General features: G+C 67.4%; 18 protein-coding genes. 12 read left to right on the forward strand and 6 right to left on the reverse strand.

Features of this window, described 5'->3' with window-relative positions:
* Window positions 1–10 precede the first annotated feature (10 nt).
* From OG394_RS35020 to OG394_RS35030, 3 genes are read left to right on the forward strand one after another with little or no spacing between them, the layout of a single operon-like run.
* Entirely contained in the window at window positions 11–958 is a 948-nt protein-coding gene (locus tag OG394_RS35020; protein WP_442914248.1) for an ABC transporter ATP-binding protein, read from the forward strand.
* Entirely contained in the window at window positions 958–1740 is a 783-nt protein-coding gene (locus tag OG394_RS35025; RefSeq protein ID WP_328991507.1) for an ABC transporter permease, read from the forward strand. Before OG394_RS35020 ends, OG394_RS35025 begins: the two co-directional genes overlap by 1 nt.
* The gene (locus OG394_RS35030) at window positions 1740–2537 is read left to right on the forward strand and encodes an ABC transporter permease (RefSeq protein ID WP_328991508.1); all 798 of its coding nucleotides are present in this window, start codon (window positions 1740–1742) and stop codon (window positions 2535–2537) included. Before OG394_RS35025 ends, OG394_RS35030 begins: the two co-directional genes overlap by 1 nt.
* Window positions 2538–2539: 2 nt before the next feature.
* Here OG394_RS35030 and OG394_RS35035 read toward each other — a convergent pair whose 3' ends face one another.
* Window positions 2540–3727, reverse strand: coding sequence for a hypothetical protein (locus OG394_RS35035; protein WP_328991509.1), 1188 nt, complete (start codon window positions 3725–3727; stop codon window positions 2540–2542).
* Window positions 3724–4242, reverse strand: coding sequence for a SigE family RNA polymerase sigma factor (locus tag OG394_RS35040; protein WP_328991510.1), 519 nt, complete (start codon window positions 4240–4242; stop codon window positions 3724–3726). Before OG394_RS35040 ends, OG394_RS35035 begins: the two co-directional genes overlap by 4 nt.
* 123 nt (window positions 4243–4365) lie before the next feature.
* Here OG394_RS35040 and argG point away from each other — a divergent pair, with 123 nt between their 5' ends.
* From argG to OG394_RS35065, 5 genes are read left to right on the forward strand one after another with little or no spacing between them, the layout of a single operon-like run.
* Window positions 4366–5784 carry an argininosuccinate synthase gene (gene argG / locus OG394_RS35045; RefSeq protein ID WP_328991511.1) on the forward strand — a complete coding sequence of 473 codons (1419 nt, stop codon included), beginning with the start codon at window positions 4366–4368 and terminating at the stop codon, window positions 5782–5784.
* Window positions 5785–5842: 58 nt separating this feature from the next.
* Window positions 5843–7060: a threonine ammonia-lyase gene (ilvA, locus tag OG394_RS35050; protein WP_442914249.1), complete on the forward strand. Its 1218-nt coding sequence runs from the start codon at window positions 5843–5845 to the stop codon at window positions 7058–7060.
* Between the two features lie 19 nt (window positions 7061–7079).
* Window positions 7080–8417 (forward strand): extracellular solute-binding protein, encoded by a 1338-nt coding sequence (locus tag OG394_RS35055; RefSeq protein WP_328991512.1) that lies wholly within the window; start codon window positions 7080–7082, stop codon window positions 8415–8417.
* Window positions 8417–9280 carry a carbohydrate ABC transporter permease gene (locus OG394_RS35060; RefSeq protein WP_328991513.1) on the forward strand — a complete coding sequence of 288 codons (864 nt, stop codon included), beginning with the start codon at window positions 8417–8419 and terminating at the stop codon, window positions 9278–9280. Before OG394_RS35055 ends, OG394_RS35060 begins: the two co-directional genes overlap by 1 nt.
* Window positions 9277–10065, forward strand: a complete 789-nt coding sequence (locus OG394_RS35065; protein WP_328991514.1) for a carbohydrate ABC transporter permease — start codon at window positions 9277–9279, stop codon at window positions 10063–10065. Before OG394_RS35060 ends, OG394_RS35065 begins: the two co-directional genes overlap by 4 nt.
* Here OG394_RS35065 and OG394_RS35070 read toward each other — a convergent pair whose 3' ends face one another.
* Window positions 10066–10494, reverse strand: coding sequence for a MarR family winged helix-turn-helix transcriptional regulator (locus OG394_RS35070; protein ID WP_328991516.1), 429 nt, complete (start codon window positions 10492–10494; stop codon window positions 10066–10068).
* A gap of 87 nt (window positions 10495–10581) precedes the next feature.
* Here OG394_RS35070 and OG394_RS35075 point away from each other — a divergent pair, with 87 nt between their 5' ends.
* A complete protein-coding gene (locus OG394_RS35075) occupies window positions 10582–12054 on the forward strand; it encodes an MFS transporter (protein ID WP_328991518.1) in 1473 nt (490 codons plus the stop codon).
* Window positions 12055–12131: 77 nt separating this feature from the next.
* Here the strand turns inward: OG394_RS35075 and OG394_RS35080 are convergent, their stop codons facing one another.
* From OG394_RS35080 to OG394_RS35090, 3 genes are all read right to left on the reverse strand, one after another.
* Window positions 12132–13172, reverse strand: a complete 1041-nt coding sequence (locus OG394_RS35080; protein ID WP_328991519.1) for a copper resistance D family protein — start codon at window positions 13170–13172, stop codon at window positions 12132–12134.
* Window positions 13173–13176: 4 nt separating this feature from the next.
* Entirely contained in the window at window positions 13177–13809 is a 633-nt protein-coding gene (locus OG394_RS35085) for a copper resistance CopC family protein (RefSeq protein WP_328991520.1), read from the reverse strand.
* Window positions 13810–14054: 245 nt separating this feature from the next.
* Window positions 14055–14372: a hypothetical protein gene (locus tag OG394_RS35090; RefSeq protein ID WP_328991521.1), complete on the reverse strand. Its 318-nt coding sequence runs from the start codon at window positions 14370–14372 to the stop codon at window positions 14055–14057.
* Window positions 14373–14760: 388 nt separating this feature from the next.
* Here OG394_RS35090 and OG394_RS35095 point away from each other — a divergent pair, with 388 nt between their 5' ends.
* The 3 genes from OG394_RS35095 to OG394_RS35105 all read left to right on the forward strand — a co-directional run bounded on the left by OG394_RS35095 (window position 14761) and on the right by OG394_RS35105 (window position 18125).
* The gene (locus OG394_RS35095; RefSeq protein WP_328991522.1) at window positions 14761–15849 is read left to right on the forward strand and encodes a hypothetical protein; all 1089 of its coding nucleotides are present in this window, start codon (window positions 14761–14763) and stop codon (window positions 15847–15849) included.
* Between the two features lie 474 nt (window positions 15850–16323).
* A complete protein-coding gene (locus OG394_RS35100; protein ID WP_328991523.1) occupies window positions 16324–17316 on the forward strand; it encodes an ATP-binding cassette domain-containing protein in 993 nt (330 codons plus the stop codon).
* On the forward strand, window positions 17313–18125 hold the full coding sequence (locus OG394_RS35105; RefSeq protein ID WP_328991524.1) for an ABC transporter permease: 813 nt from the start codon (window positions 17313–17315) through the stop codon (window positions 18123–18125). Before OG394_RS35100 ends, OG394_RS35105 begins: the two co-directional genes overlap by 4 nt.
* The last annotated feature ends 3 nt before the right edge of the window (window positions 18126–18128 follow it).

Raw genomic sequence — 18128 nt, forward strand, 5'->3', positions numbered from 1 at the left:
GGTCTGGAACGTGACTGAATCGGCGGAATCCCTCGTTCACGCCCGTGGCCTGCGCAAGGTCTACGGGGTGTTCGAGGCGGTCAAGGGCATCGATCTGGATGTACGGCGCGGTGAGGCCTTCGGCTTCCTCGGGCCGAACGGCGCCGGCAAGTCGTCCACGATGCGCATGATCGGCGCGGTCTCGCCGGCGAGCGGGGGAGACCTGCGCATTCTCGGCATGGATCCGGCTACCCAGGGGCCGCAGATCCGGGCCCGGCTCGGGGTCTGCCCGCAGGACGACACCCTCGACGTCGAGCTGTCCGTGCGGGAGAACCTGACCGTTTACGGCCGCTATTTCGGGCTCAGCCGGGCCGAGTGCCGGTCGCGCGCCGACGAGTTGCTGGAGTTCGTCGCGTTGTCCGAGAAGGCCAACGAGCGGGTCGAGGAGCTCTCGGGCGGGATGAAGCGGCGGCTGACGATCGCCCGGTCCCTGGTCAGCAAACCCGACCTGCTGCTGCTGGACGAGCCGACGACCGGGTTGGACCCGCAGGCCCGGCATCTGCTGTGGGACAAGCTGTTCCGGCTCAAACAAAGTGGCGTCACGCTCATCATCACCACCCATTACATGGACGAGGCCGAGCAGCTCTGCGATCGCCTGGTCGTGATGGATGGCGGCCTGATCGCAGCCGAGGGATCACCCGCCGAGCTGATCCGGGACTACTCGACCCGGGAGGTGACCGAGCTGCGGTTCGGGCCCGAGGTGATGGCGTCCGACCATGACGCGCTGGCCGGCAAGGTGGCCGATCTCGCGCATCGCATCGAGGTGCTGCCGGACCGGTTGCTGCTCTACACCGATGACGGCGAGCAGACCGTGGCGGCCGTGCACGCGCGCGGGCTGGAGCCGGCCGCGGTGCTGGTCCGCCGTTCCACTCTGGAGGATGTCTTCCTGCGCCTCACCGGCCGGACGTTGGTGGACTGATGAGCCTCGCCTGGGACAACGGCGTGCGCCAGTTCGACTACTGGGCCAAGGTCTACCAGCGGACGTGGAAGGGCAGCCTGATCTCGAGTTTCCTGGTGCCGCTGCTCTATCTCGCGGCCATGGGCGTCGGGCTCGGCACCTTCGTCGACGGCAGCGGGACTAATGCGCTCGGCGGCGTGAGCTATCTCCAGTTCCTCGCGCCGGGGCTGCTCGCTGCCACCGGGTTGCAGATCGCCGTCTCCGAAGCGACGTACCCGGTGATGGGCGGGATCAAGTGGCACAAGACGTACTTCTCGATGATCGCGACGCCGTTGCGGTCGGCCGATGTGATGTACGGCCAGCTCGGGTTCATCGCGTTCAGAGTGGTGTCGAGCTGCGCGGTGTTCCTGGGGGTGATCGCGCTGTTCGGTGGGCTGGGATCACCGCTCGGCCTGCTGGGGCTGCCGATCGCGCTGCTGGTCGGGATGGCCGTCGCGGCGCCGGTGTGCGCGGCGGCCACGCGGCTGGAGACGGATGCGGGGTTCGCGATGATCTTCCGCTTTGGCGTGCTGCCGATGTCGTTGTTCTCGGGCGCCTTCTTCCCGGTGTCGCAACTGCCCGACGCGGTGGAGTGGCTGGCGTATGTCGCGCCGCTATGGCACGGCGTCGAGCTGACGCGTGACCTCAGCCTCGGCACATTCTCGCTCCTACCCGCCATCATCAACGTGGCGTACCTGTTGCTCTGGTTCGCCGTCGGCACGCGCCTCGCGGTGACCGGCCTGGAGAAGAGGCTGATCAGCTGATGGCCACCACCCTTGCCGCCCGGATCGTGCCGATACCCAGCAGCGGCCTGCGCCTGGTCGAGCGGAACTTCCTGGTCTACCGCAGGTCCTGGCTGGTCTTCGTCTCGGGCTTCTTCGAGCCGGTCTTCTACTTGCTCTCCATCGGTGTCGGCGTGGCCGCGCTCGTCGGCGACTTCACCCTGGCCGGCGGCACGGTCGTGAGCTACACCGCCTTCGTCGCGCCGGCGATGCTGGCCAGTTCGGCGATGAACGGCGCGATCTTCGACTCGACGTACAACATCTTCTTCAAGATGAAGTACCTGCACCTGTACGACGCGATCCTGGCGACACCGATGCGCCCGTGGAACGTGGCGACCGGTGAGATCACCTGGGCGTTGCTCCGTGGCGCGTGCTACTCGGCCGCGTTCATCGTGGTGATGCTGGTGATGGGCCTGATCGACTCGTGGTGGGCACTGCTCGCGCTACCGGTCTCGGTGCTGATCGCGTTCGCCTTCGCGGCGGCGGGGATGGCGCTGACGACGTTCATGCGCAGCTGGCAGGACTTCGAGTTCGTGCAGGTCTCGATCATGCCGATGTTCCTGTTCTCGGCGACGTTCTACCCGGTCGAGACCTACCCGACCGCCGTCCAGTGGATCGTCGAAGCCACCCCGCTGTATCAAGGCGTCGCGCTGATCCGCGCCCTCACCACCGGCTCCGTCGGCTGGCACCTACTGATCCACGTCGCCTACCTAGCAGCCATGGGCGGCATAGGCCTGTACGTCGCCTCCCGCCGCCTCGGCCGCCTCCTCCTCAAGTAGGACTAGTTACTTGGGCCGAACATCAAACTGTCCGTCGGCGCGGTGAGCGCTCTTTCGCACTTCCCGGAGTGGACGTCACAGCGGACCAGCACGCGCCTGGTTTCGGTGTCGACGGCGAGCAGCACCTGGTCGCCGTCCTCCCAGGCGTGATCTCCCAGCGGCACGCCCGGCAGCCAATCGAGCTGCGTTTGGTGCTGGAAACCGACCGTCCTCGCCACTCCATCCGCGGTGATGAAGACAGCGCCATCCGCTGACAGCACGGACCCGCTGTCGCCGAAACCGCAGTACTTGGCGACCACGGAGAAGCCGCGCTCGCCGAAAGTGGTGATCTGGTCGCAATCACCCGACCGCTGGACCATCCGGTCGGTACGGCCCGACGGTACGACGACGGCGCCGATGCCGAGTTCCTGCACGGCCTTACCCGGTATCCAGCGTGACAACTGCATCGGCTTGGCCGAATCCGGCAACGAGGACAGCCAGATCCCGGCCGCATTCCACCCGTCGATGCGGGTAGTCCTGCCGATGCCGACCGACGCGACCTCTTTCCTGGTCCCGACGTCGAATACGGCCGCGCGCGGCTGACCGCCGGCCGGGATGATCGCATAGGCGATCCGCTTTCCATCCGGCGATACGACCGCGCCCCGCAATTCTCCTCTCGCCAGTTCAGCGAATCGATCCGGCTGCATCAGGACGCTGTACCTGCCGAGTTGCGGCTTGTCAGGGCTGGCCGACGGCAGGATCCCGATGAGCCAGCCATCCGGTACTCGACCGATCGGCCACAGATCGTTTGGCGTGGCGACGGCGGAAAATGGCACCCGCTGAGTGCCGTCCTGGAGATAGGTGCTGGTCAGGTACGGAACGCGCGGCAAGGGTCCGCGCGGAAGTCCCGCAAGCCATTGGTCGATTGCCGCGCTGCCTGGATTCGGCGCCTCCTGCGTTGCCCGCACTACCGGCGGTGCTGCCGGTGAAGGAGAAGCCGTTGGATCGGGACCGGATGAGTTGAGGATCGTGGTCGGCAGAAAGACTGCGAGCACCACGCCGACGGCGGCGATTCCGATACCGGCGGCGCGGCGGCCCCGGCGAATGCGGACGCCCCGGCGGATCGCCGTACGGGCCAAGTCGCCGGTAGGCGTGAGCCGATCGGCTTCGGTGGTCATGACCCGCTTGACGCGGTCGTCGAGGGCGTTCACCGCTCCTCCTCTACTAAGTCGAGCATCGGGACCGGCTCGGTCAGCGTCCGACGCAGGTGTTTCAGCGCTCGTGCGCTATGGCTCTTGACCGTGCCGGGCGAACAACCGAGCAGCCGGGCGGTCTCGGCCTCGGAGTAGTCCTCCAGGAAGCGCAAGGCGACCACCGCCCGCTGCCGGGCCGGCAACCCGCGCACCGCCGCGAGCACTCGCGTCCGTTCGTCGATCTCGCCGAACCGGTCGGCCGTGGCGGAGTCCGGTACGACGTCGCGAACCTGCTCGCCGTGCCACGACTTGCGACGCCACCACGCGGTCGCCGTACGGACCATGGTCCGGCGGGCGTAGGCGTGGACCGCGTCGCGATCGACGATTCGGTGCCAGGCCAGGAAGGTCTTCGTGAGGGTCACCTGCAACAGGTCCTCCGCCAGCCCGCGATCTGCCGTCAGGTAGTAGGCAAGCCGCAAGAGGGCCGCCGAGTAGGCGTGCACGAAGCCGGTGAACTCCGCCTCGTCACTCATGGATGTCCCGTCGCTCGTCCGGCCCGGCACTCGCCGGGTCAACTCTATGGAGTCGACCACCCACTGATCCGGTTGTCCTCGGGCTGAGTTGAATAATTATGCGAGAGACTGCATACTTGGATCATGTCCAAGGTCCTCACTCAACTGCCCATCGGCGAACGTGTGGGGATCGCCTTCTCAGGCGGTCTCGACACCTCGGTCGCCGTCGCCTGGATGCGCGACAAGGGCGCCATCCCCTGCACGTATACCGCTGATATCGGTCAGTACGACGAGCCCGATATCGACTCGGTGCCCGGTCGCGCCGCGGCGTACGGCGCGGAGATCGCGCGCCTGATCGACTGCAAGGAGGCGCTGGTCGAGGAGGGGCTCGCCGCCATCACCTGCGGCGCGTTCCACATTCGCTCCGCCGGGAGGACGTACTTCAACACCACCCCACTCGGCCGGGCCGTGACCGGCACGCTGCTGGTGCGGGCGATGCTGGAGGACAACGTCCAGATCTGGGGCGACGGGTCGACCTTCAAGGGCAACGACATCGAGCGGTTCTACCGCTACGGCCTGCTGGCGAACCCGCAGCTGCGGATCTACAAGCCCTGGCTCGACGCCGACTTCGTCACCGAGCTGGGCGGCCGGAAGGAGATGTCCGAGTGGCTGCTCGCCCATGAGCTGCCGTATCGGGACAGCACCGAGAAGGCCTACTCCACCGACGCCAACATCTGGGGCGCGACGCACGAGGCCAAGACGCTCGAGCATCTCGACCACGGTCTCGAGGACGTCGACCCGATCATGGGCGTGAAGTTCTGGGACCCGGCGGTCGAGATCGCCACCGAGGACGTCTCGATCCAGTTCGAGCAGGGCCGGCCGGTCACCATCAACGGGGTCAAGTTCGACTCCGCGGTGGAGCTGGTCAAGGAGGCCAACACGATCGGCGGCCGGCACGGGCTGGGCATGTCCGACCAGATCGAGAACCGGGTGATCGAGGCCAAGAGCCGCGGCATCTACGAGGCCCCTGGGCTCGCGCTGCTGCACATCGCCTACGAGCGGTTGCTGAATGCCATTCACAATGAAGACACCCTCGCCAACTACTACGCCCACGGGCGGCGGCTCGGCCGGTTGATGTACGAGGGCCGTTGGTTCGACCCGCAGTCGCTGATGCTGCGGGAGTCCCTGCAGCGCTGGGTCGGCTCGGCCGTCAACGGCGAGGTGACGCTGCGGCTGCGGCGTGGTGAGGACTACTCGATCATCGACACCACCGGCCCGTCGTTCAGCTACCACCCGGACAAGCTGTCGATGGAGCGGACGCACGACGCGGCGTTCGGCCCGGTGGACCGGATCGGTCAGCTGACCATGCGGAACCTAGACATCGCCGACTCCCGCGCCAAGCTCGAGGAGTACGCCGGACTCGGCCTGATCGGTGCCGCCCAGAGCGAGCTGATCGGGGCCACCCCGACCGGTGGCGCCGAGGCGATCGCATCCCGCGGACCCGCGCCGGCCGAGGACGACGAGGCCTTGGACCGCGCCGCGATGGAGTTCGGCACCGACTGATCTCCGACTGGTGCTCCGTATCCAGGGAACCTCGGATACGGAGCACTAGTGTGTGGGTGTGAGCGAGATCGAGGTAGTGACGCCGGAGGAGATCGCGAAGGCGGCGGACCTGCTGCACAACGTGGTCGCACCCACCCCGCTGGAGTACTCCCGCTGGCTGAGCGAGTTGGTCGGCGGCGACGTGTTCCTCAAATGCGAGAACCTGCAGCGCACGGGGTCGTTCAAGCTACGCGGCGCGTACGTCCGGATGTCCCGGCTGTCCAAGAAGGAGCGCGCCCGCGGCGTCGTCGCGGCCAGCGCCGGCAACCACGCGCAAGGCGTCGCCCTCGCGGCACAGCTGCTCGGTATCAAGGCGACCGTCTTCATGCCGTACGGCGCGCCCATCCCGAAAGAGAAGGCCACCCGGGCGTACGGCGCCGACATCCGCTTTGTCGGCACCTCGATCGACCATTGCCTCAAGGCGGCGCGCGAGTTCGAGGCCGAGACGGGCGCGGTGCTGATCCACCCGTTCGACCATCGCGACATCGTTGCCGGTCAGGCCACGACCGGGCTCGAGATCGTCGAGCAGTGCCCGCAGGTCCGGACCGTGGTGGTGCCGACCGGCGGCGGTGGCTTGGTCGCCGGGATCGCGGCCGCGATGCAACGCGACGGCCTGCCCATTTCGGTTGTCGGCGTGCAAGCGGCAGGCGCCGCGGCGTACCCGGCCTCCCTCGCGGCGGGCGAGCCCATCGCGCTCGAGTCCATGTCCACGATGGCGGACGGTATTGCCGTTGGGCTGCCGGGCAAGGTCCCGTTCGCCGCGATCCAGAAGTACGTCGACCAGGTGGTGACCGTCGACGAGAACGCGCTGTCGAAGGCCCTGCTGCTCGTGCTCGAACGGGCCAAGCTTGTGGTCGAACCCGCCGGAGCGGCAGCGGTAGCCGCCGTACTCGACAACCCGACGCTGTTCAAACCGCCGGTCGTGGTGGTCCTCTCGGGTGGCAACATCGACCCGTTGCTGCTGATGCGGGTGATCCGGCACGGTATGGCGGCGGCCGGGCGGTACCTGTCGTTGCGGGTGCGCATCCCGGACACGCCGGGTGGGCTGGCGAAGCTGCTGACCCGCCTCGCGGAGGTCGACGCGAACATCATCGAGGTGGTGCACGAGCGCATCTCGCCGACCCTGACCCTGCACGAGGTCGAGGTGTCGCTCCAGCTGGAGACGCGCGGCGAGGAGCATCGCGAGCGGGTCCTGACCTGCCTGACCGAGAACGGCTACACCTACACGCCGAACTGACCGAACGGAGTGGTGCCAGATGTCCCGCCGCGCCCCTGCAATCGCTGTCGCCGTCCTGCTGCTCGCCGCCTGTACGCCGGGCTCGGACAGCCCAGGCGGAACCGGGACTCCGCCAACCGAGGTACGGACGGACGCGGCAGCCCTCGGCGATGTCACGCTGACGGTGTGGGACCAAGAGGTCCGTGGCGGTCAGGCCGAGCAGATCAAACGGCTCAACGCCGAGTTCCAGACGATGTACCCGAACATCAAGATCAACCGGGTCTCGCGCTCGTTCGACGACCTCAAGACCACGCTGCGGCTCGCGCTGTCCGGCAAGGACGCGCCCGACGTCGTCCAGGCGAACAACGGCCGCTCCGACATGGGCGAATTCGTCAAGGCCGGGCAACTGCTGCCGCTCGACCCGTGGGCGAAGGCGTACGACTGGCCCAAGCGCTACTCCGACCGCGTCTTGCAGTACTCGCGCTACTCCGCGGACGGTAAGACCTTCGGCGAGGGCAACCTGTACGGCCTGCCGCAGGTCGGCGAGGTCGTCGGCATCTACTACAACAAGGCGAAACTGACGTCGCTCGGCCTGCAACCGCCTACCACCTGGCCCGACTTCGAGGCCGCCCTGGCCAAGGCGAAGGGCGCCGGCGAACTGCCGATGCAGCTCGGGAATCTCGACAAATGGCCCGCCATCCACGTGTTCGGCACCGTCCAGGGCCGATCGGTCCCGGCCGACCAGATCACCACGCTCGCCTTCGGTCGCCCGGGCGCTTCGTGGACCACCTCGGAGAACACCAAGGCCGCGACGGACCTGGTCTCGTGGGCCGACAAGGGCTACTTCAACTCAGGCTTCAACGGGCAGGGGTACGACCCGGCCTGGCAGGACTTCGGCAAGGGCAAGGGCGTCTTCCTGATCGCGGGGACGTGGTTGCAGGCCGACCTGCAGAAGGCGCTCGGCGACAAGGTCGGGTTCATGCTCCCGCCTGGTACGGCGGCCGACGCGCAGCCAGTGGTGACCGGAGGCACCGGTCTGCCGTTCGCCATTACGAACAAGGCGAAGAGCCCGGATGCCGCGGCGGCGTACATCAACTTCATCACCAGCCAGGACGCGATGAAGGTGCTGACGGCAACGGGTAACCTCCCGATCGCCGACACCACCGCGCAGCAACCGCCCGCGGGGTTGGGCAAGGACGTCTTCGCGGCGTTCGGCACGGCTCTCGACAAACAGGGGCTGGTGCCGTATCTCGACTACGCGACGCCGACGATGTACGACACCCTCGGCGCGGCGTTGCAGGACCTGCTCGGGAAGAAGGCCACGCCCGAGCAATTCCTCGAGCGGCTGCAGACCGACTACGCCGCCTTCGCGAAGTAGTGGGATCGCCGCCGGGGGAACCGCGTCGGATCGGCTACCTCTACCTGCTGCCGGCACTGCTCGTCTACGGATTGTTCCTGCTCTATCCGTTGGGCCGGGCCGTCCATCTCTCGTTGTTCGAGTGGGACGGTATCAGTCTCGGCAAGTTCGTTGGCCTGGGCAACTACCTGGAAATCCTTCAGGACAAGGGATTGCGGGCGTCCTTCGGTCATGCGCTGGTGCTGATCGTGTTCTACTCGGCGCTTCCGGTGGTGATCGGTCTGGCGCTCGCGTCGGTGTTGCATCGGGCAAAGGTCCGCGGATTGGGCCTGTTCCGCACGATCATCTTTCTGCCGCAGGTGGTCGCGATGGTCGTCGTGGCGGTCGCGTGGCGGCAGATCTATTCGCCAGACGGCCTGCTGAACGACGTACTGCGGGCTGTAGGTCTCAATGGCCGTGGTTGGCTGGGGGACTACGCCTTCGCGTTGCCTGCGGTCGGCGTGATCGGGACATGGTTCGAGACGGGCCTGGTGACGGTGTTGCTGCTGGCCGGGATGGCCCGGATTCCGCGCGAGCGGTTCGAAGCGGCCCGGCTGGACGGCGCGAACGCCTTCCGCGAGTTCTTCGCGGTCACGCTGCCGGCCGTACGGGGTGAGATCGCTGTTGCGGTCACGTTGACGGTCATCGCCGCCCTGCGCACGTTCGACCTGGTCTACATCACCACCAGTGGGGGACCGGGTACGTCGACCAGCGTCCCGTCGTACGAGGTGTATCACCGGGCCTTCGAGCTCGGCCAGGTCGGATCCGCGGCCGCGATCGGGGTCTGCCTGACGGTGCTGATCTTCGGCATCACCTTCGGCGTGAACCGGTTGGCGGATCGATGAGGACCTCCAAGGCCGAGCGGTTCGGCAACTACCTGCTGTTGTTGGTGTTCGCGGTCTTCGCGTTGACGCCGATCGTCTCGATCCTGGTCGCGGCCGTTGCCCCGGACAAGCATCTCGGCAACTTCGTCGACGCCTGGGAGATCGGCCACTTCGGCTCGTACCTCCGGATGAGCGTGCTCGTCTCGGTGACGGTCGTCGTGACCAGCGTGGTGCTGTCGATCCTGAGCGGATACGCCTTTGGCACCATGCGATTCCGCGGTTCGGGCGTGCTGTTCTACCTGTTCCTGGTGGGCATCATGATGCCGACGGAGGCCATCGTCGTACCGCTGTACTTCGACCTGCGTACGCTCGGGCTGACCGACACGTACTGGGCGATCGCCTTACCGCAGGTCGCGCAATCCGTTGCCTTCGGCACCTTCTGGATGCGGGCGTACTTCCGCGGCTCGAACCGCTCGCTGGTCGAGGCGGCCCGGCTCGATGGCGCGGGTCATTGGCGCACGCTGTGGCAGGTGCTCGTGCCGCCGGCGAGACCCGCACTGGTGACGCTGATCGTGCTGGTGTTCATGTGGACGTGGAACGAGTTCCTGATCCCGTTGGTGATGGTCACGAGCGAGTCGCTCCGTACGGCGCCACTCGGGCTGGCGTTCTTCTCCGGCCAATACACGTCGGGCTTCACGTTGCTGGCTGCCGGCGCCGTCATCGTGGGGACGCCGGTCGTCTTGGTCTACGCGTTCCTGCAGCGCCACTTCATCGCGGGGATGCTGGAAGGCGCCGTACGGGAGTGACTACTCGCCGTCGGCCCAAGCGCAGGACTTGAGCACCGGCGCGTGCAGGCGCTCGGCGAGCACCCGGCGCTGCGTCGGCTGGGCTTGCGCGTGCCGCTTCAGCCCGGCCGCGGTGATCCGGACGTTGACCGCGCGCCGATCCTCCATGCAGACCTGACGCTCGACCAGACCGGCGATCTCCAGCCGGCCGATGACCCGGGAGAGTGCGCTCTGGGAGAGATGGACCGCGCCCGCGAGCTTCTGCACCTTGCCCGAATGCTCGGGGATCTCGGCGAGCCGCTCGAGCACCTCGAACTCGCTCATACCCAACTGGTGCTCGGCTTGTAGCTCACGCTCGAGCACGCAACTCATGTCGGCGTGACGAGCCAGCAGTTCGCGCCATTCGCGCACGTCTTGCGTGGTCTCGGTGCTGACCTTTGAGACGGCCATGGCGCCGACATTATCATGCAGACGCAATCTATGCAAATGCAATTAATGCCTAGACATTAAATGCACGCGCATGCAATGCTACTCGGCATGACGCAAGCAACCTCTGTGCCACCGACTGACGTGACCTGGGACGCGCGCCTATGGGGCGTACTCCTGGTGGTCTGCGGCGTGGTCTTCCTTGACGGCCTGGACGTGTCCATGGTCGGCATGTCCCTTCCTTCCATCGGCGCCGATCTCGGTGTCCCGCTCTCTTCCCTGCAATGGGTTGTGACCGGCTACGTGCTCGGGTACGGCGGACTGCTGCTGCTCGGCGGGCGTACCGCCGATCTGCTCGGCCGTCGGCGCGTGCTGCTGATCGCGCTGGCCGTGTTCGCCGTGGTCTCGATGCTGAGCTCGCTGGCCACCAGCCCCGAACTGCTCATCGCCGCGCGGTTCGTCAAGGGCATCGCCGCCGCCTTCACGGCACCGGCCGCGCTGTCCATCCTCACCACCACCTTCCCCGAGGGGCCGATCCGGAACCGGGCCCTCGGCATCTTCACCACCTGCGCCGCCAGTGGCTTCTCGATGGGCCTCATCCTCGGCGGTCTGCTGACCGAGGTCGGCTGGCGCTGGACCTTCCTGGCACCCGGCCCGGTTGCCCTGATCGTGCTGCTCTTCGCCCTCAAGGTGATCCCGAACAGCCCGCGCGACGACGCCGCCGGCGGTTACGACGTACCGGGTGCGGTCACCGTCACCGCGGGCATGCTGGCCCTGGTGTACGCCGTGGTCGGCGCCGAGCACGCCGGCTGGGCCTCGGTCCAGACGATCGGCCTGTTCGTGCTCGCGGCAGCCCTGCTCGCCGCCTTCGTGGTGATCGAGCGCCGCTCCAAGCACCCGCTGGTCCGGCTCGGCATTCTGCGCAGCGCCAACCTGCGCCGGGCGAACCTCGCCATCATGACCGTCTTCGGCGCGTACGTGGCGTTCCAGTTCATCGCGACGCTCTACCTGCAGAACCTGCTCGGCTGGTCGTCCTTCGAGACCGCGCTCGGCTTCCTGCCGGCCGGCCTGCTGGTCGCCTTCCTGTCGCCGAACGCCGGCAAGATCGCCGACCGGATCGGCACCGAGCGGATGGTCGTGATCGGGATGGCGTTCTTCGTCGCCGGCTACGCGCTGGCACTGCGGATCGGCCCGGTCTCGGACTACTTCGCGACGATCCTGCCGACCATCCTGCTGATCGGCCTGGGCTTCGCGATCACGTTCCCGGCGCTGAACATCCAGGCCACCAACGGCATCGCGGACCACGAGCAGGGTCTCGCCTCCGGCCTGTTCAACACGTCCAACCAGGTCGGCGGTGCGATCGTGCTCGCCGTCGCCACCGCCGTCATCACCTCCCAGTCCAGAGGTGTCACCGCGGCGTCCGAGATGCTCTCGGCGTACAAGCCCGCTCTCGTGGTCGTCACTGGGATCTCGGTGCTGGGGCTGCTGGTCGGCATTGTCGGCTACCTCAAGCGCCGTGCCACTGAGGCCGAGGTCGCCGACCTCGAGCAGAGCCTCGCCGAGGACCTCAGCCCGGCCGCGTAACGACAGACTCCGGGCGGAGGGGCCCGGTATGACGGATCCGGGTCACGGTTTACTCCCCGTGGCCCGGATCCGCGCGTTCAGAGTGGGCGCGCGAGGACGGTCGCGAGGGCGATGACGGCCGCCATTACGGTCAGCTCGACTGCCGCCAGGATCGCGAGGGCGGCCGGCTCCTCGCGTCGTACGGCGGGGAGCAGGATCTGCCGGATGTACCCGCCGGTGGTGCCGAGGAGGAATAGCCCGCAGAGCTTGCCCACCACGAGCCAGCCCGCGGGCGTGTGGATCAGCGCCTGCGCCAGGTCGTACAGGCCGGGCGTTGGATCCTTGATCAGTCGCGGGCCGGTCAGGAGTACGCCGCTGGCGGCGACGAGGGCGATGCAGAGGCCGGCGACCGTTGAGAAGCGTGGCAGTACGAGGGCCAGCGCCTTCCGTCGGCCCGTGGCCAGTGTGGTGATCAGCGCGAGCCCGCCGACCCACAGGCTCATGGCGCACACATGCAGGCAGATGGCCGGCGTGGTTAGCCAGACGGCTGAGCTCTGGGAGGCGTGGCCGGTGACCGGTACGGCGATGAGGCCGATTAGGGCGAAGGCCAGACAGCCCGCTGGCCAGTACGGGTGGGGGCGGAGGGCGGCGATCGCGGCGAAGGCGGCCGCGGCGAGGATGGTGACGAGTAGTGCGCTGCCCGAGTTCACCTGGCGCGCGTACTCGATGAGACCGACGAAGGTCATCCGCGTGCCGGCCTCGGAGACCGCGGCGGCCTGCAACCACCAGGTCGTTGTTGCCGCGGTGATCCAGACGATGCCGGCCGCGATCCCGATAGCGCGGGCGCGGAAGGCGATCGCCTCGAACTGGTCTCTGCCCGCGGAACCGAGGAGCAGGAGCAGCAGGGCCGTGCCGATGGCGGCGACCGCTGCGCCGTTGGTGGCGAGCCGGGCCAGCGGAGTTGAGTAGAGGACGCCTGCGTCGGGGGAGGGGACTCCCGGCTGTGGGGCCGGCCGGGTTACCAGGATGGCCCAGACCAGTGCCGCGACGGAGATCGTGATGATGGCCGCCAGGACGGTTATGCGTCGCCACGGCAGGCCTCGGTGGAGGAGGTTGGCGGTGGTGGCGGTGTCGGTCATGAGTTCAGCCGCTCATGGGGGAGTCGAACTGGCGCTGGCCGGCGACTGCGGCCGGCTTGGTGGCACCGGCGGCCCGCGAGCGTACGACGGCCTGGCAGGTGACCACGATGCCGAGGGCCAGCTCGACCAGCCAGGCCCAAGCGGGTACGCCGCCACCGGTCATCGCGAGGGTGGAAGTGGCGGGGGTGCCGGGTCCGACCTGGCCGAGGGTGACGGTGATGTGTCCGGCCACGGGATGTCCGTCGCCGGAGATCACCCGATAGCTGACGTGGTAGTCGCCGGGCGGGCCGAGATGGCCGCACTTGGCGGTGATGGTGTTGCCGGTGACGCGGACCGAATGGGCCGGCCAGCGCATCCCGTCCGGACCGGTGACGATCACCGCGTCCCAGCCCTGCACCGGCTGGAGCGTCTGGTCGAAGGTGAACCGCACGTCCCCAGGGGTCTGGGTCAGCCGGGTCCCGTTGGCCGGCGAACTGCCGACGAGTCCGGTATGCGTCGAACTCGCCGCCGCCGGGGTGGCGGTCAGTGTCGCGATCGCGACCGTGCTCAGGGCTGCCGCCGGAATGAAGAGAAACAGGCCGGCCAGTGCAGCCAGACCAGGCCGCCGGACCACCTTGGACCGAATCCAGGACGTCATCTCGATCCTCCTGCAAGGAATGTCTGCGTGAATGGACCTGTTGCACTGGCAGGCAATATCTATTTCGCGTAAAGGTAATTTGCCTGTTACCTGTGGGTGCAATTGTTAATAACGGTGAAACATCTCACTGGTAATTTGCTGGTGTGAGAAATTCGCCGATTAGTCCGCGCCGGGTGGTGGCCGGGACCGCCCGTGCCCGCGGAGTCGGACTCCACGGGCACGGGGTATCGGGTCAGCTGAACCGATCAGTGATCGTGACCGGTGCCGTCGTCGGCGATCGCGTGGCCGCTCAGGGTGAACGACACGATGTTGACGCCGACCGGGAACACGTGGCTGCTGGTGTAGCCGAGCGGGTCGGCGATGGCCGGGTTCAGCCCCAGCATGGGCGCATCCAGGTGTGCCTGGACCTGATGGGCCCCGTAATCGACGGCGTCGCCGACGTTCGCCACCGGGGTCGGGTCTTCGTGGGCCGACGCGGCCGGCGCCGCGAGCAGGCCGAAACCGATGGCCATCGCGGCCCCGGCCAGCGGGATGGTGAGCAGGCGGCGCTTGAGGTTGGGCATGACGATCTCCTTGACGTGGGACAGGCCGGTCCGCCCCCGAGAAGGGCAGGACTGACGTGAGGGGGATTCGACCGTTGAATGGGCGCGGCCGACCGGTCGGCCGCATTTCTTAATTCGCCGTGCGGTCCCCGTTGACCGGTGCCCGGCGAGTACTTCAACGCTTCGCAGTGGTCGTGTCACGGAGCGTTTGAAGTGAATGTATTGATGGCTGCCGGACGGCACAAGTAAATGCAATAAAATGACCACGTATTGAGATGGACTATTCCCGTATGGGCGTGATTTATCGGTGGTCGGCCATTGGATCGGCGGTCGGTCGTCAGGGTGGTCCCGGTCAGGTTGGGGGCTTTCCCCGATTGGTTTGGACCGCTCCGGGTGCTGAACTTGCGGTATGAGCGAGCAGAACGCAGGAACCCAGGGCCCCACCGAACGCGACCGCAAGGTGAAGGACCTTCTCGACCGGGTCGCGGCAGGCACGCTTTCCAGCGAGGAAGCGGCCATCCTGCTGGCCGCGACAGCCCCCGAGCCGCAGCCGGCCCCGCAGACCGCGTCGCAGACTGCGCCGGAGTCCGAGGCTGAGCCGGTGGCCGAGGAGGCTGCGGGCGACGTTTGGGCAGAGGCGGTCGCAGCGGCTTCCGTCGACACCGCCCAACCCGAGGCGGCGGACAAGACGGAGACGGCGGCCAAGGCCGACGCGGCGGACAAGGCTGAGGTGGCGGATAAGGCCGAGAGGCCTCAGGATGAGCCGGCCGCGAAGACGGAGACCGCTGAGAAGGCGGAGACCGCCGAGGCTGCCGGGGCCGTTGAGGATGAGCTCGAGGTGGAGCACTCCCACTTGCCGGCTCCGGCCGGCGTACAGCGGGTGACGATCCGGGCGATCGGGCGGCGGGTCCGGCTGACCGGTGAGCCGGCCATCAACGGGGTCGCGGTCGACGGCCCGCACCAGATCAAGCGGGACGGCGACACGCTCGCGATCAACAGCGAGGGCGATATGGGCGTCTCGCTGGACGGCTTCACGATGCTGCGCACCCGGTCCGTCGGTGACCTCAAGTCGCACATGAACGGGTTCGCCAAGGAGCTCCAGATCCGGGTGAACCCGAGCCTGCGCGTCGAGGTCGAGGTGACCGGCGGCAGCGTCGTGGCCGAGCGGCTGCCGAACCTGGCGAAGGTCCGCGTGACGGCCGGTACGGCGAAGGTGACCGACGTGGACGGCCCGATCGACCTACTTGTGCAGGCCGGTTCGGCGACGTTGGACGCGCAGATCACCAAGGGCCGTTCGCGGGTCCGGGTCGAGTCGGGTGCCGCCACGGTGAACCTGCGGCGCGGGTCCGACGTCAAGGTCCACACCGAGGCCCAGCTCGGCAAAGTGAGCTGGACCGGCGCGGTCAACGGTCAGAGCCAGGACGTCGAGATCGGCCGCGGCCGCGCCTCCCTGGACGTCGAGGTCCTCGTCGGCACCGCCCAAATCGCCTCCGACTGACGGCAGGTCGTGTAGCCGTCGATAAGGGGAGAGCGGCAACCAGCCGGCGCTGAGCAAAATGGCGCCGGCTTGGCGAGGTTGCCCAGCACGTAGAACCCGATCCGCCAGCCGGGCCCGGCCAGCGGCACGCCAGGCGGTCACACAGTCACAAGGGACCGATGAACCACGGCGCGCCTGGTCGCAAGGGCCCGATGAGCGGGTTGAACTCCTCCTCCTGCCGCGAGTGGTCGCGTCTGGTCCGTCACGCCGACGACTGCTGACCCGCCGCGCGGACCAGACGCGACCACTCGCGGCATGAAGAAGGACGCGACCACTCGCGGCATGAAGAAGGACGCGACCACTCGCGGCATGAAGAAGGTGGTGGTGGCGGTGACTGGATCGGACCGGACCAGTCAGTAATAGGTTTGACTTATATAAAGGTGCGGGCACATAGTGAGACGGCTCACGTGTCTATTGAGAGAAGGAGGCGGCTGGATGGCTGCCATCGAGGCGACCGGCCTCGTGAAGACATTCCGATCGCGCAAGGCCACGGTGAAGGCACTGAAGGGCATCGACCTCGAGGTGGCGGAGGGAACGGTGCTCGGGCTGCTCGGGCCGAACGGCGCCGGCAAGACCACGGCGGTCCGGGTGCTCACCACCCTGATGGATCCCGATGAGGGCAGTGCCCGCGTCCTCGGACATGACGTCGTCAAAGAGGCCGATACGGTCCGCAGACTCGTTGGACTGTCAGGGCAGTATGCCGCGGTCGACGAGCTCCTGACCGGCCGGGAGAACCTCTGGATGTTCGGCCGGCTCTACCAACTCGACAGCCGGCAGGCCAAGCAACGGGCCGAAGAGTTGCTTGAAGTGTTCGACCTGACCGACGCGGCCGACCGGATCCTGAAGACGTACTCCGGAGGTATGCGCCGACGGCTCGACCTGGCCGGTTCGCTGATCGCGCACCCGAAGGTGCTGTTCCTGGACGAACCGACCACCGGTCTCGACCCCCGAAGCCGCCTCGACCTCTGGAAGATCATTCGTGACCGGGTCAGCGAGGGCGTCACGATCCTGCTCACCACTCAGTACCTGGAAGAGGCCGACGAGTTGGCCGACACTATCGCCGTGGTCGACCAGGGCTCGGTCATCGCCCGCGGTACGGCGGATGAGTTGAAGGCCAAGGTCGGAGGCGAGCGGATCGAGGTGGTGGTCTCCGATCCCGACGAGATCTACCGCGGGCTCGAGCTGCTCACGGCGGCTCTGGAGATCACCGATCCCGAGGCCACCACGGTGGAGAAGCACACGCGCCGCATCACCGTGCCCGCGCCGGGTGGTTCGTCCAACCTGGTCGAGGTCATCCGCACGCTCGACGGCGCCGGTATCGGCATCCACGACATCGGCCTGCGCCGCCCAACCCTTGACGACGTATTCCTGAGCCTGACCGGCCACGGCGCCGAAGAAGGCGCAGAAGAAAGCGAGGCGGCCAAATGAGCCAGTTCGCAAGGGCGATCAACGACGGTGGCGTGCTGGCCTGGCGCAACCTCAAGCGCATCCCGCGCACTCCGGACATGCTGATCTACGCGACGATCCAGCCGATCATGTTCGTGCTGCTGTTCGCGTACGTCTTCGGCAACGCGATCCCGATCCCGGGTTTCCCCGGCGCGCAGGCGTATCGCGAGTTCCTGATGTCGGGCATCTTCGCCCAGACGATGGCGTTCGCGGTCGCGTCGGCGAGTGTCGGTCTGGCCGATGACATGTCGAAGGGCCTGATCGACCGGTTCCGGTCGTTGCCGATGGCCCGTTCCGCGGTGATCTCCGGCCGGGTGATCGGTGACCTGGTCTTCAACGCGTTCGTGATGCTGGTGATGATCATCTGCGGGTTCATCGTCGGCTGGCGCTGGCATGAGGGCTTCCTGAACGCCTTGGCGGCGTTCGCGATCCTGCTGCTGTTCGCCTTCGCGATGCTCTGGGTCGGTGCCGTGATCGGGTTGTCGGTCGGTGGGCCTGAGGTGGCCGCGTCGGCCGGGCTGATCTGGCTGTTCCCGTTGACGTTCCTCTCGAACGCCTTCGTGCCCACGCCGAACCTGCCGAGCGCGCTGCAACCCGTCGCCGAGTGGAACCCGATCTCCTCGATCGTTGCCGCCTGCCGGCATCTGTTCGGCAACCCGTCGCCGTTCGCCAGTCCGGACAGCTTCCCGGCCCGGCATCCGGTCATCCTCAGCCTGTTGTGGTGTGCCGTCATCATCGGCGTCTTCGCACCACTGGCCATCCGGAAGTACCGCAGTACGACAGCCCGCTAAAGG

This window comes from Kribbella sp. NBC_01245 (genome assembly GCF_036226525.1).
GTDB lineage: Bacteria > Actinomycetota > Actinomycetes > Propionibacteriales > Kribbellaceae > Kribbella.

Bases quoted from the DNA above. Each gene is read 5' to 3' on its own strand.
- OG394_RS35025 (WP_328991507.1), top strand. From the start codon at position 958: ATGAGCCTCGCCTGGGACAACGGCGTGCGCCAGTTCGACTACTGGGCC.
- OG394_RS35030 (WP_328991508.1), top strand. From the start codon at position 1,740: ATGGCCACCACCCTTGCCGCCCGGATCGTGCCGATACCCAGCAGCGGC.
- OG394_RS35040 (WP_328991510.1), bottom strand. From the start codon at position 4,242: ATGAGTGACGAGGCGGAGTTCACCGGCTTCGTGCACGCCTACTCGGCG.
- argG (WP_328991511.1), top strand. From the start codon at position 4,366: ATGTCCAAGGTCCTCACTCAACTGCCCATCGGCGAACGTGTGGGGATC.
- OG394_RS35055 (WP_328991512.1), top strand. From the start codon at position 7,080: ATGTCCCGCCGCGCCCCTGCAATCGCTGTCGCCGTCCTGCTGCTCGCC.
- OG394_RS35065 (WP_328991514.1), top strand. From the start codon at position 9,277: ATGAGGACCTCCAAGGCCGAGCGGTTCGGCAACTACCTGCTGTTGTTG.
- OG394_RS35070 (WP_328991516.1), bottom strand. From the start codon at position 10,494: ATGGCCGTCTCAAAGGTCAGCACCGAGACCACGCAAGACGTGCGCGAA.
- OG394_RS35075 (WP_328991518.1), top strand. From the start codon at position 10,582: ATGACGCAAGCAACCTCTGTGCCACCGACTGACGTGACCTGGGACGCG.
- OG394_RS35080 (WP_328991519.1), bottom strand. From the start codon at position 13,172: ATGACCGACACCGCCACCACCGCCAACCTCCTCCACCGAGGCCTGCCG.
- OG394_RS35085 (WP_328991520.1), bottom strand. From the start codon at position 13,809: ATGACGTCCTGGATTCGGTCCAAGGTGGTCCGGCGGCCTGGTCTGGCT.
- OG394_RS35090 (WP_328991521.1), bottom strand. From the start codon at position 14,372: ATGCCCAACCTCAAGCGCCGCCTGCTCACCATCCCGCTGGCCGGGGCC.
- OG394_RS35095 (WP_328991522.1), top strand. From the start codon at position 14,761: ATGAGCGAGCAGAACGCAGGAACCCAGGGCCCCACCGAACGCGACCGC.
- OG394_RS35100 (WP_328991523.1), top strand. From the start codon at position 16,324: ATGGCTGCCATCGAGGCGACCGGCCTCGTGAAGACATTCCGATCGCGC.
- OG394_RS35105 (WP_328991524.1), top strand. From the start codon at position 17,313: ATGAGCCAGTTCGCAAGGGCGATCAACGACGGTGGCGTGCTGGCCTGG.